General features: G+C 72.0%; 13 protein-coding genes, 1 tRNA gene, 1 pseudogene and 1 riboswitch. Of the genes and pseudogenes, 8 read left to right on the top strand and 7 right to left on the bottom strand.

The genetic code is table 11. From position 1 onward, the window contains the following. The first annotated feature begins 434 nt into the window (after window positions 1-434). The 3 genes from ACFYM0_RS11635 to ACFYM0_RS11625 all read left to right on the top strand — a co-directional run bounded on the left by ACFYM0_RS11635 (window position 435) and on the right by ACFYM0_RS11625 (window position 2,074). Window positions 435-510: transfer RNA gene (locus tag ACFYM0_RS11635), tRNA-Trp, on the top strand. Between the two features lie 105 nt (window positions 511-615). Further along, window positions 616-1,125, top strand: a complete 510-nt coding sequence (locus ACFYM0_RS11630) for a GNAT family N-acetyltransferase (RefSeq protein WP_388499543.1) — start codon at window positions 616-618, stop codon at window positions 1,123-1,125. A 40-nt stretch (window positions 1,126-1,165) separates the two neighbouring features. Then, window positions 1,166-2,074, top strand: a complete 909-nt coding sequence (locus ACFYM0_RS11625; RefSeq protein ID WP_388499540.1) for an aldo/keto reductase — start codon at window positions 1,166-1,168, stop codon at window positions 2,072-2,074. Window positions 2,075-2,126: 52 nt separating this feature from the next. On the opposite strand, the gene ACFYM0_RS11620 is transcribed toward ACFYM0_RS11625, so the two are convergent. Then, the gene (locus ACFYM0_RS11620) at window positions 2,127-2,579 is read right to left on the bottom strand and encodes a hypothetical protein (protein WP_388499538.1); all 453 of its coding nucleotides are present in this window, start codon (window positions 2,577-2,579) and stop codon (window positions 2,127-2,129) included. 124 nt (window positions 2,580-2,703) lie between these two features. Here ACFYM0_RS11620 and ACFYM0_RS11615 point away from each other — a divergent pair. The 5 genes and pseudogenes from ACFYM0_RS11615 to ACFYM0_RS11595 all read left to right on the top strand — a co-directional run. Next, a pseudogene (locus tag ACFYM0_RS11615) lies at window positions 2,704-3,003 on the top strand (helix-turn-helix domain-containing protein); the annotation flags it as partial. Beyond that, window positions 2,957-3,124, top strand: a complete 168-nt coding sequence (locus ACFYM0_RS11610) for a hypothetical protein (protein ID WP_388499535.1) — start codon at window positions 2,957-2,959, stop codon at window positions 3,122-3,124. The pseudogene ACFYM0_RS11615 and the gene ACFYM0_RS11610, both read left to right, overlap by 47 nt. A gap of 11 nt (window positions 3,125-3,135) precedes the next feature. After that, window positions 3,136-3,274, top strand: a riboswitch (cobalamin riboswitch). 37 nt (window positions 3,275-3,311) lie between these two features. After that, entirely contained in the window at window positions 3,312-4,304 is a 993-nt protein-coding gene (locus ACFYM0_RS11605; protein ID WP_388499532.1) for an ABC transporter substrate-binding protein, read from the top strand. Then, a complete protein-coding gene (locus ACFYM0_RS11600) occupies window positions 4,301-5,356 on the top strand; it encodes a FecCD family ABC transporter permease (protein WP_388499529.1) in 1,056 nt (351 codons plus the stop codon). Before ACFYM0_RS11605 ends, ACFYM0_RS11600 begins: the two co-directional genes overlap by 4 nt. Before the next feature lie 59 nt (window positions 5,357-5,415). Then, window positions 5,416-6,219: an ABC transporter ATP-binding protein gene (locus ACFYM0_RS11595; protein WP_388499526.1), complete on the top strand. Its 804-nt coding sequence runs from the start codon at window positions 5,416-5,418 to the stop codon at window positions 6,217-6,219. A gap of 40 nt (window positions 6,220-6,259) precedes the next feature. On the opposite strand, the gene ACFYM0_RS11590 is transcribed toward ACFYM0_RS11595, so the two are convergent. The 6 genes from ACFYM0_RS11590 to ACFYM0_RS11565 all read right to left on the bottom strand — a co-directional run bounded on the left by ACFYM0_RS11590 (window position 6,260) and on the right by ACFYM0_RS11565 (window position 14,133). Continuing rightward, window positions 6,260-6,649 carry a VOC family protein gene (locus ACFYM0_RS11590; protein WP_388499523.1) on the bottom strand — a complete coding sequence of 130 codons (390 nt, stop codon included), beginning with the start codon at window positions 6,647-6,649 and terminating at the stop codon, window positions 6,260-6,262. Between the two features lie 128 nt (window positions 6,650-6,777). Beyond that, a complete protein-coding gene (locus tag ACFYM0_RS11585) occupies window positions 6,778-8,394 on the bottom strand; it encodes a N,N-dimethylformamidase beta subunit family domain-containing protein (RefSeq protein ID WP_388499521.1) in 1,617 nt (538 codons plus the stop codon). 115 nt (window positions 8,395-8,509) lie between these two features. Further along, window positions 8,510-10,903 (bottom strand): polysaccharide lyase 8 family protein, encoded by a 2,394-nt coding sequence (locus tag ACFYM0_RS11580; RefSeq protein WP_388499518.1) that lies wholly within the window; start codon window positions 10,901-10,903, stop codon window positions 8,510-8,512. An 82-nt stretch (window positions 10,904-10,985) separates the two neighbouring features. Next, window positions 10,986-11,831: a sugar phosphate isomerase/epimerase family protein gene (locus ACFYM0_RS11575; RefSeq protein ID WP_388499515.1), complete on the bottom strand. Its 846-nt coding sequence runs from the start codon at window positions 11,829-11,831 to the stop codon at window positions 10,986-10,988. Beyond that, complete coding sequence (locus ACFYM0_RS11570; RefSeq protein WP_388499512.1) at window positions 11,828-12,985, bottom strand: dihydrodipicolinate synthase family protein; 1,158 nt, start codon at window positions 12,983-12,985, stop codon at window positions 11,828-11,830. The genes ACFYM0_RS11575 and ACFYM0_RS11570 overlap by 4 nt, the downstream gene beginning before the upstream one ends. Next, a complete protein-coding gene (locus ACFYM0_RS11565) occupies window positions 12,982-14,133 on the bottom strand; it encodes a Gfo/Idh/MocA family protein (RefSeq protein ID WP_388499509.1) in 1,152 nt (383 codons plus the stop codon). Before ACFYM0_RS11565 ends, ACFYM0_RS11570 begins: the two co-directional genes overlap by 4 nt. Window positions 14,134-14,282 lie beyond the last annotated feature (149 nt).

Below are 14,282 nucleotides of genomic sequence, written 5' to 3'. Positions count from 1 at the left end.
ACCCGTTTCCCCCAATTCGGCGTGCGCGCTGGCGTGTTCGCCGGTAGCACGCAGCCGGGACGGGACTCGGTTCTCCGCGGGGGCAAGAAGGAGGGCGCGTCCCGGAGAAATACACCCCAGGGTGTAGCCGGGCGCCTCCCCTGGTGGGAGGAACCGGTGCTTCCGGGGGCGGAGGAAGCCATCGGCACCTTCCCGGGGTGTCGCGGAGGTCAACTGTCCACGGCGCAATAGTCGTTGTCTCAAGGAGTGGATGCGGGCCGGGGCGGGCCGCGGCGGCCTGACCCTCCTCGGTGTCGCCCTGACCAGCGAAGACGGGCCGTGCGGTCGACCGGCTCGGATCCGCCGGAGTCCGGACCCGTGACGAAATTCCTCGCGGTTGATCACCGAATTGAGTGGATCTTCGGCGTGCGACATGACATGGTTGGTCTCACCGAAGGGGTGTAGCTCAGTTGGTAGAGCACCGGTCTCCAAAACCGGTTGTCGTAGGTTCGAGCCCTGCCACCCCTGCCACGTTCGGCCAAGTCCTTCTCGGCCGGATCATTCATGGAAAAGGGACCCCCGGAGAACACTCCGGGGGTCCCTTTTCTCTTGCCCTGGGGGCGTACCCTTCCCCGGGTGACGAAGATCGTGACCCATGTCGAGATGACCGACCCGAGTCAGCTCGTTCCCGGCGCTCCGGTCCCCGGACTGGCACTCGTCGCCGTCGGCGACGACCTCTCGAAGGTTCCCGACCTGATGGCCAGGATCGGCGCGCCGTACCAGTGGCGCAGCGCCCGTCGCGGACCACGGGAATGGCAGGCGTGGTTCGCCGAGCATCCGGACCGGACGTGCCGGCTGCTGACCTTGCAGGGCGAGTCCGCCGGTGTGGTCTGTTACGACCTCCACCCGGGCGCCGACGTCGAGATCAGGACCTTCGGGCTCTTGCCGGAGTTCACCGGGAAGGGGCTCGGCGGCCATGCGCTGACGCTCGCGATCCGGCAGGGCTGGAATCTGGTGCCGGGCGTGCGCCGGGTATGGCTGCACACGTCCTCGGCCGACCATGCGAACGCGCTGCCCAACTACCACCGCCGCGGGTTCCGGACCTTCAAGACCGAAGAAGAAGCGTTGGATTCGGGCATGCCTTAATCAATGGCGGGCCGGCCCGGCGCGCGGACATGATCGCGCCATGACCTCACAGACGATCACAGCGGCGGCATCCGGCACGTGGACGCTCGGGGACCTCACGGTCAACCGGATGGGCTTCGGCACGATGCGCCTGACGCAGCACGGTGAGGCATTCGCGCCCGAGGCCGTCCCACGGGACCGCGACCAGGCGATCGCCGTACTGCGCCGCGCGGTCGAGCTCGGTGTGAACCACATCGACACCGCCGCGTTCTACTTCTCCTCGTCGCGCTCGGCCAACGAGCTGGTCAACCGGGCGCTGGCCCCTTACCCGCACGAGCTGGTCATCACCACCAAGGTCGGACCGGGCCGCGATCCCTCCGGCCAGTGGCTGCCGCACGCCACCCCGGAGCAGTTGCGCGGCCAGGTCGAAGAGAACCTGCGCCAGCTCGGCCGCGACCACCTCGACGTGGTGAACCTGCGCATCGTCGGCAGCGACTCGATCGCCGAACGCTTTGGCGCACTGGCCGATCTGCGTGCGGCCGGGCTCATCCGGCACCTGGGCCTGTCCAACGTCCGCGGCCACCACCTCGCCGAGGCCCGGAGCATCGCGCCGGTGGTCTGCGTCCAGAACATGTACGGCATCGGCGCGGCCCCCGAGCAGAAGGAGCTCCTGGACATCTGCGGTGAGCAGGGCATCGCGTTCGTGCCGTTCTACTCGATCGCCGGTACCGGTCGCACCGCCGGCGCCACCGACGGCCACAGCGCTGAAGTCCGCTCCGTCGCCCGCTCCCACGGCGTGAGCGCGGCCCAGATCCGGCTGGCCTGGACCCTGCACCAGGGCTCCCACGTACTGGCCATCCCCGGCACCGGCGATCTCGGGCACCTCGCCGAGAACGTCGCCGCGGGCGGCCTGCGCCTGTCCGAGGGTGAACTCCTCGGTCTGGCCGCGGCGAGCGACGAGACGGCATGAGGCGGTGGCCGGGCTGCCGGGGCCCCGCCCCCGCCTTCGCCCTCGGAGGGACTCAGTAGGTCGGGCAGAGGTTGGCCTGGACGGCCGCGACGATCAGGGCGGACTTGACGGGGCCGAAGCCGGCGGGGTGGTGGGGGCCGATGAAGCGCTGGTTCGCCCCGGCCACTCGCTTGGCCGGATCCTTCTCGCCCTTCATGGACTGGCACTGGTCCAGGCCTCGCGAGACGGCCTTGTCGTCCTTGCCGTTGACGATCTCGGGGTCGATCGTGTTCAGCGCGGCCAGGTAGGCGGCGCGCTGCGCGGGCGCGGGGCTCGGCGGGAGGCCGCTGTCGGGGCGGACCGCGCTCGGATCGGCGCTGGGCCTGCCGCTCTGGGCAGGGCTCGGCACGGTCGAGGCCGGGGCGGAGGTCTTGCCGGGGGCCGGCGCGTCGGAGTCGCTGCCGCACCCGGTGAGGGCGAGCAGTCCGGCGCCGGTGAGGGCGATGATCACGTGGTGTCTGCGCATCGGGCCATGGTCGCCCCGGCCCGGTGCTCGCGGGGCCGCTGTGACCGGGCTGTGACACGGCACCCCGAACAGCCGGTCGGCGCGGGCCGGGCAGGATCCGAACGAGACGGCCTAGCCTGGGGGAATGACCGCCACCGCCGGGCGCGAGCCCCAGTCCGACCTGCGGGACTTCCTGCGTTCCCGCCGTGCCCGGATCGGCCCCGAGGCAGTGGGCGCCGCCGCACATCCGGGAAGGCGTCGCGTGCCCGGGCTGCGGCGCGAGGAGGTCGCGCAGCTCGCGGGGGTCAGCGTGGACTACTACACCCGGCTGGAGCAGGGCCGCACCCGGCACGTGTCCGACGAGGTCCTCGACGCCGTGGCCCGGGCGCTGCGGCTCGATGCCACCGAGCGGTCCCACCTCTTCCACCTTCCCGGACGACCCCGACCAGACCCTCTACCTCTACACGGCAGAGCCGGGATCACGCTCCGAGGAGGCGCTGCGGGCCCTCGCCTCCCTGACGGCGCGGACGGTGCGGGGGGCCCACGGGGTGCGCCCGGAGCGCTGACCCCCCGGCCTTCTGGCACACTGGGCCGGGTTATCCAGGCGGTGCAGGACAGGAAACCGGTGCGAATCCGGTGCGGTCCCGCCACTGTGACCGGTACACCCCCGTGCGGGGACCCGGGAGTCAGACACTGACGCACCGCCTCTTTCGGTTCGACCAGGGGACGCGGATCCCCCGGAGAGGCTTCGCCATGTCCTCGTACGCCCGTGCGCTGCTGCGCGCGTTCCTGCCCGTCCCCCTCCTGATACCGCTGGCCGCGTGCGGGGGATCCCCCGCGGCACAGGATGCGAAGGCGGGAGCGGGCGCCGCGCCCGGCTTCCCGTACACGGTCACCAACTGCGGTGTCACCAGCACCTATCAGGCGCCGCCGCAGCGAGCCGTCGCCATGAACCAGCACGCCACCGAGATCCTCCTGGCCCTCGGGCTGGAGGAGAAGACGGTCGGGACGGCCTACCTGGACGACTCCGTACTGCCCGCCTACCGGCCCGCGTACGACAAGATCAAGGTGCTGGCGAAGGAATACCCCGCCAAGGAGATCCTCCTCGGAGCCAACCCCGACTTCGTGTACGGGGGCTACTCCAGCGCGTTCGACAAGGCGCAGGGCCGCGATCGCGAGGGACTCGCGAAGTCCGGCATCAACTCCCGCCTCAGCGTGGAGTACTGCACCCAGGGCAAGGTCGGCCTCGATCAGCTCAGGACCGAAATAACCGAGGTGGCACGGACCTTCGGCGTGCCCGAGCGCGGCGAGCGGCTCATCGCGGAGGAACAGCGCCGCATCGAAGCCGTCAGCGCACGCGTGAAGGACAAGGCCAAGCCCGCGGTCTTCGTCTACGACTCGGGCGAGGCCTCCGCCTTCACCTCCGGCGGCAACGGCATCGGCAACGAGATCGTCTCGCTGGCAGGCGGGACGAACGTGTTCGCCGACCTCGCCGACACCTTCGGCGACGTGTCGTGGGAGAAGGTCATCGAGCGGAAGCCCGAGGTCGTCCTCATCTACGACTACGGCGGCACCACCGTCGAAGCCAAGAAGCAGCGCCTGTTGAACGACCCGGCACTGGCCCAGGTCCCGGCGATCAAGAACCGGCGGTTCGTCGTGCTGCCGCTGTCCTCCGCCGTGCTCGGCGTACGCGTCGCCGACGCCGTCGAATCGCTGGGCGGTCAGCTCCACCCCGACGCCGCGTGAGGCTCCGGGCCGCCCGTGCGTTCACCCGTACGCCGGTCGTACTGGCCCTGCTCGCCGCCGCGCTGGCCGCGTCGGCCCTGGCGGGGCTGGCCCTGGGACCGGTACGGATCCCTGCGGAACGGGTGCTCGACATCGTGCTCGGCGGACCGGGACCCGGTGGCGGAGCGGGCGCCTTCGGCGCGATCGTATGGGACGTCCGGATGCCACGCGTCCTGCTCGGCGCCGTCGTCGGCGCGGGACTCGCCGTCGCGGGAACCGTGCTCCAGGCCCTCGTGCGCAATCCGCTCGCCGACCCGTTCCTGCTCGGCGCCTCCTCCGGGGCCTCGGCCGGAGCCGTGCTGGTGATCGTCTTCGGCGCCGGGTTCCTCGCCTTCGCGGGCGGCGCCGCCCTACCGCTCGCGGCGTTCGCCGGGTCGATGGGCGCGCTCGTCGCCGTCTACGCGATGGCCCGGCGCGGCGGCGCCATGAGCACCGGCCGGCTGATCCTCGCCGGGGTCGCCGTGCAGTACGTCCTGTCCGCCCTGACCAGCCTGATCCTGGTGCTGGCCGCCCATCCCGACCAGATCCGCAGCGTGCTGTTCTGGACCCTCGGCGGGCTCGGCGGGGCACGCTGGGGCGAACTGGCCCTGCCCGCCGGAGCCCTGCTCCTGGGCACCGGGCTGCTCATCGCGCTGGCCCGGCCGCTCGACCTGCTGCTCGCGGGGGAGGAGGGCGCCCAGACGCTCGGGCTGGACACGAACCGGTTCCGGGCCGCGGTGTTCGTCCTCACCTCGCTCGTCATCGGCGTGCTGGTGGCCTACAGCGGAGCGATCGGCTTCGTGGGGCTGATGGTGCCGCACGCCGCCCGGATGGTCGTCGGCGCCGGGCACCGGGCGCTGCTGCCCGTGGCCGCGCTGGGCGGGGCCGTGTTCCTGACCCTGGCCGATCTGATCGCCCGTACCGCCGCCGCGCCGGAGGAGATTCCGGTCGGCGTGGTCACGGCGCTCGTCGGCGGGCCGTTCTTCCTGTGGATGCTGCGCAGGTCCACCCGTACCGAAGGGGTCGTGGGATGACGGCGGGACGTCCGGCAGGGCCGGCGACCGAGTTGGCGGCAGCGCCGGTGTCAGGGCCGATGTCCGGGCCGGGGGCGGCGGAACTCGCCGTCGAGGCCGTGCGTTACGAGATCGACGGGCAGCCGCTGCTGCACGGGATCGACCTCACCGCCCGCCCCGGCGAAACGGTCGGAGTCGTCGGCCCCAACGGCAGCGGCAAGACGACACTGCTGCGCTGCGTCTACGGCACCCTGCGCCCGACCGGCGGGCGCGTGCTGCTGGACGGTGTGGACGCGGCCTCGCTGGGCGTCAAGGACCGCGCCCGGCGGGTGGCGGTGGTGCCCCAGGACGCGGCCGGAACCTTCGGGCTGACCGTGCGCGAGGTGGTGGCCATGGGGCGCAGCCCGCACAAACGCTTCTGGGAGCAGGACGGACCCGACGACGTACGCCGCGTCGCTCGGGCCCTGGACACCGTAGGAGCGGCTGCCCTGGCGGGCCGCCGCTTCGACGGGCTCTCGGGCGGCGAGCGCCAACGTGCCCTGGTGGCCCGCGCCCTCGTCCAGGACCCCGGCCTGCTCGCCCTGGACGAACCGACGAACCACCTGGACATCCGCTACCAGCTGGAGATCCTCGGGCTGGTCCGTGCCCTGTCCGCCACCGCCCTGCTGGTCCTGCACGACCTCAACCTGGCGGCGATGTACTGCGACCGCCTGTACGTCCTGGCGGGCGGCCGCGTGGCCGCCTCGGGCACCCCGGCGGAGGTGCTGACGGAGCCCCTGCTGGCCGAGGTCTACGGGGTCCGCACCCGCGTCGCAACCCACCCGACGACGGGAGCGGTCAACATCGTCTACCTTCCGGAGAACGGGGTCCGGGCGGGTTCCTGAGCCCGGCGGCGGCGGGTGAGCCCCCGCCGCCGTGCCCGTCCTACTGCGTGAAGCCGCCGTACGGGACGGTGATCAGTTCCATGCCGTGGCCCGAGGGGTCCTGGAAGTAGACGCCGCGGCCGCCGTCGTTGTGGTTGATCTCGCCAGGGCGCTGCCCGTGCGGATCGGCGAAGTAGGTGATCCTCGCCCGCTTGATCTTCTCGAAGGCCTCGTCGAACTCGGCCTCGGAGACGAGGAACGCGTAGTGCTGTGCGGTGATGGACTCGGCGGGGATGGTCGCGAAGTCCAGGGTGACGCCGTTGGCGGTCTCGACGGGAATGAAGGGGCCCCAGGGGGCTCCGACCTCCAGGCCGAGAAAGTACGCCAGGAATTCGGCCGACTCCCGGTGGTCACGGGAGTGGATGATCGTGTGGTTGAGCTGAACCGTCATGAGTGGATGCCTCCGAAAGGCACGTCCCGGCACCTCCATGCCTCACCCAGCCGGTGACCGACACGCGATGCCGCGACATGATCCTAAACACCCCTTACGGGTGGAGTCCAGTGCGTTTGGGGCGGGGCCTATCCTCCGTACACCGCCTTCACGTTGTCCTGTGCCGGATGCGTCCGTCCCGCCGGGCCGGCCGCGAAGGCGCGCAGCAGGTTCTCCGTCACCCGGGTGGTCAGGGCGCCCGAGCGTGCGTCCAGGCCGTGGTTGGCTCCGCTGCGGCCGTCGCCCTTCGCGTCGAGGGCCTCCACCCACCGCATCGTCCCCGTCGCGAACACGGCGGCGCCGCTCGGCGTCGTGTAGTACGCCGTGTCCTGGTGGCTCGGGCGGCCCTCGCAGACCACGGGGGAGTGCGCCAGGATCTCGATCGGGCGCGGGGTCGTGAAACCGGTGTTGACCTTGTCGTACTCCACGCCGACCAGGTGCGGGAACCTGTCGCCGGCCTTCGCTCCGGTGCCCTCGAAGAGCCAGTGGCCCGGGTGCGTCACCACGTACGGGGCGTCCACCGGGTAGCCGTCGTAGATCACGCCGAGCAGTGTGCTCTCCGGGTCGGCGGCGGGCGGGGAACGGAAGTCGACGGTGGCCGGGTGGCCGCGCTTGAAGCCGGGATCCTGCTCGTACGAGGACTTGTAGCAGACCACCGTACGGTCCGGTCCGAGTTCGGAGGGCTCCAGCCGGATCCGGCGGTAGCAGCAGTTCGCGCCCAGGATCGCGATGTTGGTGCCCGCGTCCCGGGCGGCCGTGACGTGCGCGCGCTGCTCGGGCGACCAGTACTCGTCATGGCCGAGGGAGAGGACTGCCGAAGCGCCCTCCAGCAGCCGCTTCTCCCGGGCCACGTCGGTGGTCGTCGTGTACGCCAGGGGGATGCCGAGCCGCTCGGCGAGTGCGAGCAGCGGAGCCTCGTACACGAGGAAGAGGCCCGCGCCGTCGTCGTACGCGTAGGGCCGGTCGAAGGTCACGGCGAGCGAGCGCGAGGCGTATCCGCCACTGGGGCCGTCGTAACTGCCGTAGCCGCCCCAGCGGTTATACGCCTGCCAGGTCGCCACCGCGTTGACCACGACGGTACGTCCGGCCGTGGCGGCGGACCGCACGGTGATGGGGACGAACCGCTGGCCCTCGCCGCCCTGCGCGTCGAGGCGCAGCAGGTAGCAGCCCTCGGGCCAGTCCTTGGTCTCGACCGTGGTGCTACGGGACCACCGGGTGCGGACCATACGGGTCGAGGCCTCCACCGTGTGGTCGGGCTGGCGCACCCCGGGCAGGGCCTCGGAGCGCCAGACCAGGCGGGCCCGGGCGCCGCCGTACCAGCCCATGCGGTAGGCGGAGACGGTGAACCGGGCTGCGGTGGTGGAGACGTGCAGGGCGAAGGACTCGCCGGGCAGCACGCTGACCCGGTCGGCGAAGCCCTCGATGGCGCGGGCCGGGCCGGCCTGGGTGACCCGCCAGTCGGCGTTCCCCGGGCGGGCGTTCTCCGCCCGGACGTCGAACTCGCGCGGCCCTCCCTGTTGCTCCGGGGGGCCGGACGGGTCCCGGCTCTCGCCGGGTCCCGCCCCGTCCGCCTCCCCGGCGTCCCCTTTCGCGCAGCCGGCCACGGCGCCGAGCCCGGCGGCGGTGGCCGCCGCCCCCGTCGCCAGGGCGAGGAACCGCCGCCTGCCCGCGCCTTCGCCGTCCCCGGATATGTGCTCCTGATCCATGAGGGTCACGCTATGTCACGCTGTGGGCTTTGCTTTTATCGCCCCGCGGGCCGTCCGGAGATCGCCCGGGGGCCGACCGGGGATTGTCCGGGGATCGCCCGGGGCCGACCGGAGATCACCCCAGCTTCACCTTCACCACCTGGCTCGCCCCCTCCAGAGCCGTGAGGCTGCCGAAGTCGAGCCGGAGCGTGCTCCCGGTGCCCGCCGAGACCAGGCTCGCCGGCTGGGACAGCACCTGGGTGACGGTCCGGTTCCACACGAGGGTCAGTCCCGACAGGGTGCGGGCCGGGTCCGAGACGCAGACCACGGCCGTGCCGTCACCGGGCTCCCGCACCGTGACCGAACACGGCGCGCTCGCCTGCAGGGCGCCGATCGTCGCGGGCTGCCAGAAGTTGACCCCGGTGAAGCCGAGCGATCCCACCGCCACCCCCTGGGCGGTCGGGGTGTTGGCGAGCACCGTGAGCCAACCGGTGGCGGCCGAACGTGCCGAGGTCTGGGCGGCCGAGGCGCCCGGCAACAGCTGGTAGACGTAGCTGCCGGCGGCCGGGTTCGTCCCGTGGTCGTACCAGAGCGTCAGGTAGCGCCGGGTGAGGACCGTGGTGGAAGCGCTCCGGTTGATATCGCTCCACCGGCCGGAGCGGGCCTCCCGCAGCGCCCGGAAGGTGCCCGAACCCGACATCACATAGCCACCGAAGCCCGCCAGGTGCGCCCAGCCGGGGCCGGGGAAGGAGGCGGTCCAGCCCAGCGTGGCCGGCTGGACCGCGCCTCCCACGGTCAGGGCGTGGGCGCCGGTCGCGCCCAGGTTCCGGTTGTCGATGACCGTGTCGACGGCGGCGCTGTCGGTGGAGCTGATCCCGGCTCCCAGGCAGACCACCGTGTCGTCGAGGAAGAACCAGGACTTGCGGGCCGTGAGGGTGCTGCCCAGCCCCTTCAGGTGCTGGCCCACCGAGGCGAACTCCCCGTCGGTCGAGCCGCCCACCCAGGTGACGTCCGGCCGGGAAGCACCCCAGTCACCCCCGGCTCCGTCGGCCAGCACTTTGCGGGAGGCGGTGGTCCCGGGCAGCCGGTACGGATTGACCGTGGGCCAGAACGCGTCCGAGTACTGGCCGTTGCCGAAGGCGGAGCCCCACCAGGAGAGCATCCCGCTGCCCGTGTGCCAGCCGCGCAGGTTCTCGCCGTTGCCCGTCTCGTAGTGGGTGATCCGCTTCGAGGCCATGGACAGGGAGGCCGCCCAGGCCGGTCTGCGGTGCGTGGCCCGGTCCATCGAGGGGAACAGCCGGTGCGCCACCGGCTCGGGCACGGCCGTGACCGCGGCGTCCGCCGAGACCTCGGAGAGGCGGGCCAGGGCCGACAGGCTCTGGGTGGCGTCCGCCAGCGGGGGGCTGTAGTAGTCCCGCGCCGTCCACCCCTTCACCAGGCCGCGCCAGCGCGTCCGTTCGGCGGTGCTCGCGCCCTCGGCGAGGAGCAGGATCGCGGCGAGGACGGAATGCCCGCGGGTGTGGTCGTCCAGTTGCGCCTGGAGGGGATCGGCGACCTGGACCCCCCGGCTGGGAGCCCGGCCCGATACGGCGTCCATCATCAGCCCGTTGTAGAGGAACGGCGCCCACGCGTGCTCCACCGCGTCGAAGACGATCCGGGATCCGGGGTCGGTGACCTCCCACACCGTCCCCTTCAACAGGCCGAACAGCATGCCCAGTCCGCCGAGCATGACCGAACCGTACGAGCCGGTGTACGCGACGTAGGTGTGCTGGATGAAGGAGCCGTCCCGGTAGAGCCCGTCACCGGAGGTGACGTACGGGAACACCGGCGTGAGCGCGTCCCGGGCCAGGGCGATCTTCGCGTCGTCACCGCCGACCACTCCGCGCAGCGCGAGCACCCGGCACAGGTCCACCCGGTTCGCCCCGGTGCTGGTCCCGGTGTACGAGCCGACCGAAGAATCCGGCACGAAGTGGTCCACGGCGGCGCAGTATCCGGCGAGCTGCGCCGCCGACAAGTGGCCGTACATCAGGACGACGGTGTCGAGCAGCGCCTGGGGGGCGCCGATCTGCCAGCACCACCAGTTTCCGTACCGCGTCTGGCCGGCGTTGTAGACCTGGGCCTGGAGATGGTCCAGCCCGGTCAGCACGGCCGTGCGCAGCGCGGCGTCGCCGGTGAGCCCCGTCCCCGGCCTGACGTAGGCCTCCGCCATGGTCCGCAGCCGGTAGTAGCTCTGCGCCATCCATTCGGGGTCGGTGGTGAAGACCTGGTCGGGCCAGAGGGAACCGGTCGCCGGGGCCATCGAGGAGCGCCACTGGCCGGCCTGTGCGCCCAGTGCGGTGAGCCGGGTGCGGAACGGCTCCGCGGTGGGGGAGGACACGTTCCCCAGGACGAGGCCCTGCCACACCGCGCGCATGGCGGCGTGCACGGCGGTCACCGTCCCGGCGGTGGCCGGGAACGCGGGGGTACCGAGCAGCACCACGCTGCCACCGACCGCCGTGAGGAAGGCACGGCGGCTCCACACATCTGTCATCGCAGTCTCCTTTGACTGAAACGCTGCTTCGCCTGAAACGCTGCGGCCCCCGTGTGTTCGGTTCACCTCCCCCCCCGTCACCTCATGCGACGTGCTCGCGGTAGCGGTCGATCACCTCCCGCAGCACCTCTTCGCCGTCGCGGGCCCACAGCCCGGGATGGAAGATCTCCACCTCGACCGGCCCCAGGTACCCCGCGGAGTCGGTCAGTTCCCGGAAGGCCCGCAGGTCGATCGAGCCGTCGCCCAGCTGTCCCCGGCCCAGCAGCACGCCCTCCGGGAGCGGTGTCACCCAGTCCGCGACCTGGACGGACACGATCCGCCCGGCCTCACCGGCCCGCCGCACTTCGGAGGGCAGCCGCTCGTCCCACCACAGGTGGTAGGAGTCGACGACCACCCCCACCCGCGACGCCGGGAACTCCTCGGCGATGTCCAGGGCCTGACCGAGCGTGGAGACCACGCAGCGGTCCGCCGCGTACATCGGGTGCAGCGGCTCGATCCCCAGGCGGACCCCGTGCCCGGCGGCGTACGGGACCAGGTCGCCCAGGACGTCGACGATCCGCCGCCGGGCTCCGGCCAGGTCACGGTCTCCGTCCGGCAGGCCGCCGGAGACCAGGACCAGGGTGTCGGCTCCCAGTTCGGCGGCCTCCTCCACGGCGCGGCGGTTATCCGCGAGGGCGCTCGCGCGCCCCACCGGATCGGCCGCGGTGAAGAAGCCGCCCCGGCACAGCGAGCTGACCCGGAGTCCGGCATCGGCGACCAGCTTGGCGGCCTCCCGCACCCCGAACCGCTGCACGGGATCGCGCCACAGCCCGACCGCGCCGACCCCGGCGGCGGTGCACCCGGCCACCAGCTCGGGGAGCGACCACTGGCGGATCGTCTCCTGGTTCAGGCTGAACCGGGCCGGCGCCGGCGTCGTTTCCGGGCTCATGACGCCACCCCGTGCAGGGCGAGCAGCTGTCGCATCCGGGCCTCGGCGAGATCCGGGTCCGGGAACAGGCCCAGGTTGTCGGCCAGTTCGTACGCGGTGGCCAGATGGGGGAGCGAACGGGCCGAGTGCAGCCCGCCCACCATCGCGAAATGCTCCTGGTGTCCCGCCAGCCAGGCCAGCAGCACGACACCCGTCTTGTAGTAGCGGGTGGGCGGCGCGAACAGGTGCCGGGACAGCGCCACCGTCGGGTCCAGCAGCTCCCGGAATCCGGCCGTGTCGTCCTGGTCGAGGGCGATCGCCGCCCGCGCCGCGAGCGGGGCGATCGGATCGAAGATGCCCAGCAGGGCGTCACTGGCCAGCTCGCCGTCACCGGCGATCAGGTCCGGATAGTGGTAGTCGTCGCCCGTGTAGCAGCGCACACCCGCCGGCAGCCGCCGCCGGATGTCCACCTCGCGTCCCGCGTCGAGCAGTGAGACCTTGATGCCGTCGACCTTCTCCGGATACTCGGAAATGATCTTCAGGAAGACGTCCGTGGCCTCGTCCAGGTCCGCGTGACCCCAGTACCCCTCCAGCGCCGGGTCGAACATCGGACCCAGCCAGTGCAGGACCACCGGCCGGGAGCTCTGCCGCAGCAGTCTCCCGTACACCTCCGGATAGTCCTCCGGGCCGCGCGCCGCCGAGGCCAGCGCCCGCGAGGCCATCAGCACGGCCGTCGCCCCGCACTCCTCGACCAGCGCCAGCTGCTCCTCGTACGCCGCGGTGACGGCGGCCACCGAGTGCGTGGTGTCCGGAGCCAGCTGGTCGGTGCCCGCCCCGCAGACGATCCGGCCGCCCACCGACCGGGCCTCGGCGGTCGAACGGCGGATCAGCTCCGCCGCGCCCGGCCAGTCCAGGCCCATCCCGCGCTGCGCCGTGTCCATGGCCTCGGCGACACCGAGGCCCTGCGCCCACAGCGTGTGCCGGAAGGCCAGCGTGCTCTCCCAGTCGATCACCGGGCCGGATTCGGCCGAGGCGGCGAGCGGGTCGGCCACCACGTGCGCGGCCGAGTAGAAGGTCCGGCTGCGGGCGGGGCCGCAGGCGAGGGGAGCCAGCGGAGCGGTGACCGGGGTGTGGAGGCGCAGCCCGCCGTCCGCCGAGGGGAGCCGGATGCTCACAGCGCCACCTCCGGGACCACGAGCCGCCGGCCCTCCGCCGAGGAGCGCAGCCCCAGGTCGGCGAGCTGTACCCCGCGGGCCCCGGCGAGCAGGTCCCACTGCCAGGGCTCGTCCCGGACGACATGGCGCAGGAACAGCTCCCACTGGGCTTTGAAGCCGTTGTCGGCGGGGTCGTTGTCCGGGACCTCCTGCCACTGGTCGCGGAACGTCTCGGTCAGGGGCAGGTCCGGGTTCCACACCGGCTTCGGCGTCGCCGCGCGGTGCTGGATCCGGCAGCCGCGCAGCCCGGCGACGGCCGAGCCGTGCGTCCCGTCGACCTGGAACTCGACGAGCTCGTCGCGGTTGACCCGTACCGCCCAGGAGGAGTTGATCTGCGCGACGGCGCCTCCCTCCAGCTCGAAGATCCCGTACGCCGCGTCGTCCGCGGTGGCCTCGTACGGCTTGCCGTCCTCGTCCCAGCGGCGGCCGATGTGGGTGCGCGTCAGGGCCTGCACCGTGCGGACCCGGCCGAACAGCTCGTGCAGGAGGTACTCCCAGTGCGGGAACATGTCGGCGACGATCCCGCCGCCGTCCTGGGACCGGTAGTTCCACGACGGGCGCTGGGCGGACTGCCAGTCGCCTTCGAAGACCCAGTAGCCGAACTCCCCGCGGACGGACAGGATCTCGCCGAAGAACCCGCCGTCGATGAGCCGCTTGAGCTTCAGCAGACCCGGCAGAAACAGCTTGTCCTGCACCACCCCGTGTTTGACGCCGGCGGCGTCGGCGAGGCGCGCGATCTCCAGCGAGGACTCGAAGGTGAGGGCGGTGGGCTTCTCGCAGTACACGTGCTTGCCGGCTGCCACGGCCTGTCGCAGGGCCGCCTCGCGGGCACTGGTGACCTGGGCGTCGAAGTAGATCTCCACCTCGGGATCGGCCAGCACCGCCGCCAGGTCCGTGCTCACGTGCTCCAGGCCGTGCCGCTCCGCGATGGCCCGCAGGGCCTCCTCGCGGCGCCCGACCAGCACCGGCTCCGGCCACAGCACCGTGCCGTCGCCGAGGTCGAGCCCACCCTGCTCGCGCAGTGCGAGCAGGGAGCGGACCAGGTGCTGGCGATATCCCATCCGCCCGGTGACGCCGTTCATGGCGATCTTGATCGTCTTGCGCTGCACGGTGTCCCCCTCCTTCGTCTTGTTGCGTGTTCCTTGTGCCGAGGTACTGGGAAAGCTGTGTAGAAAGCGCTTTCTCTCCGAGAAGGCTAGGGCCGGGAACGGGCGGGATGCAAGACTCTTACGGGTGATAGAAAGCGCTTTCTTCATCG

Origin of the sequence: Streptomyces sp. NPDC006487, from assembly GCF_042870555.1 — a bacterium.
Lineage (GTDB): Bacteria > Actinomycetota > Actinomycetes > Streptomycetales > Streptomycetaceae > Streptomyces.
Note: the sequence above shows the minus strand (reverse complement) of the source record. Positions and strands in the feature narration are given on the sequence as shown.

Coding starts and splice junctions, on each gene's coding strand:
- ACFYM0_RS11605 (WP_388499532.1), top strand. CDS start 3,312: ATGTCCTCGTACGCCCGTGCGCTGCTGCGCGCGTTCCTGCCCGTCCCC.
- ACFYM0_RS11590 (WP_388499523.1), bottom strand. CDS start 6,649: ATGACGGTTCAGCTCAACCACACGATCATCCACTCCCGTGACCACCGG.
- ACFYM0_RS11625 (WP_388499540.1), top strand. CDS start 1,166: ATGACCTCACAGACGATCACAGCGGCGGCATCCGGCACGTGGACGCTC.
- ACFYM0_RS11595 (WP_388499526.1), top strand. CDS start 5,416: ATGTCCGGGCCGGGGGCGGCGGAACTCGCCGTCGAGGCCGTGCGTTAC.
- ACFYM0_RS11610 (WP_388499535.1), top strand. CDS start 2,957: ATGCCACCGAGCGGTCCCACCTCTTCCACCTTCCCGGACGACCCCGAC.
- ACFYM0_RS11620 (WP_388499538.1), bottom strand. CDS start 2,579: ATGCGCAGACACCACGTGATCATCGCCCTCACCGGCGCCGGACTGCTC.
- ACFYM0_RS11585 (WP_388499521.1), bottom strand. CDS start 8,394: ATGGATCAGGAGCACATATCCGGGGACGGCGAAGGCGCGGGCAGGCGG.
- ACFYM0_RS11575 (WP_388499515.1), bottom strand. CDS start 11,831: ATGAGCCCGGAAACGACGCCGGCGCCGGCCCGGTTCAGCCTGAACCAG.
- ACFYM0_RS11580 (WP_388499518.1), bottom strand. CDS start 10,903: ATGACAGATGTGTGGAGCCGCCGTGCCTTCCTCACGGCGGTCGGTGGC.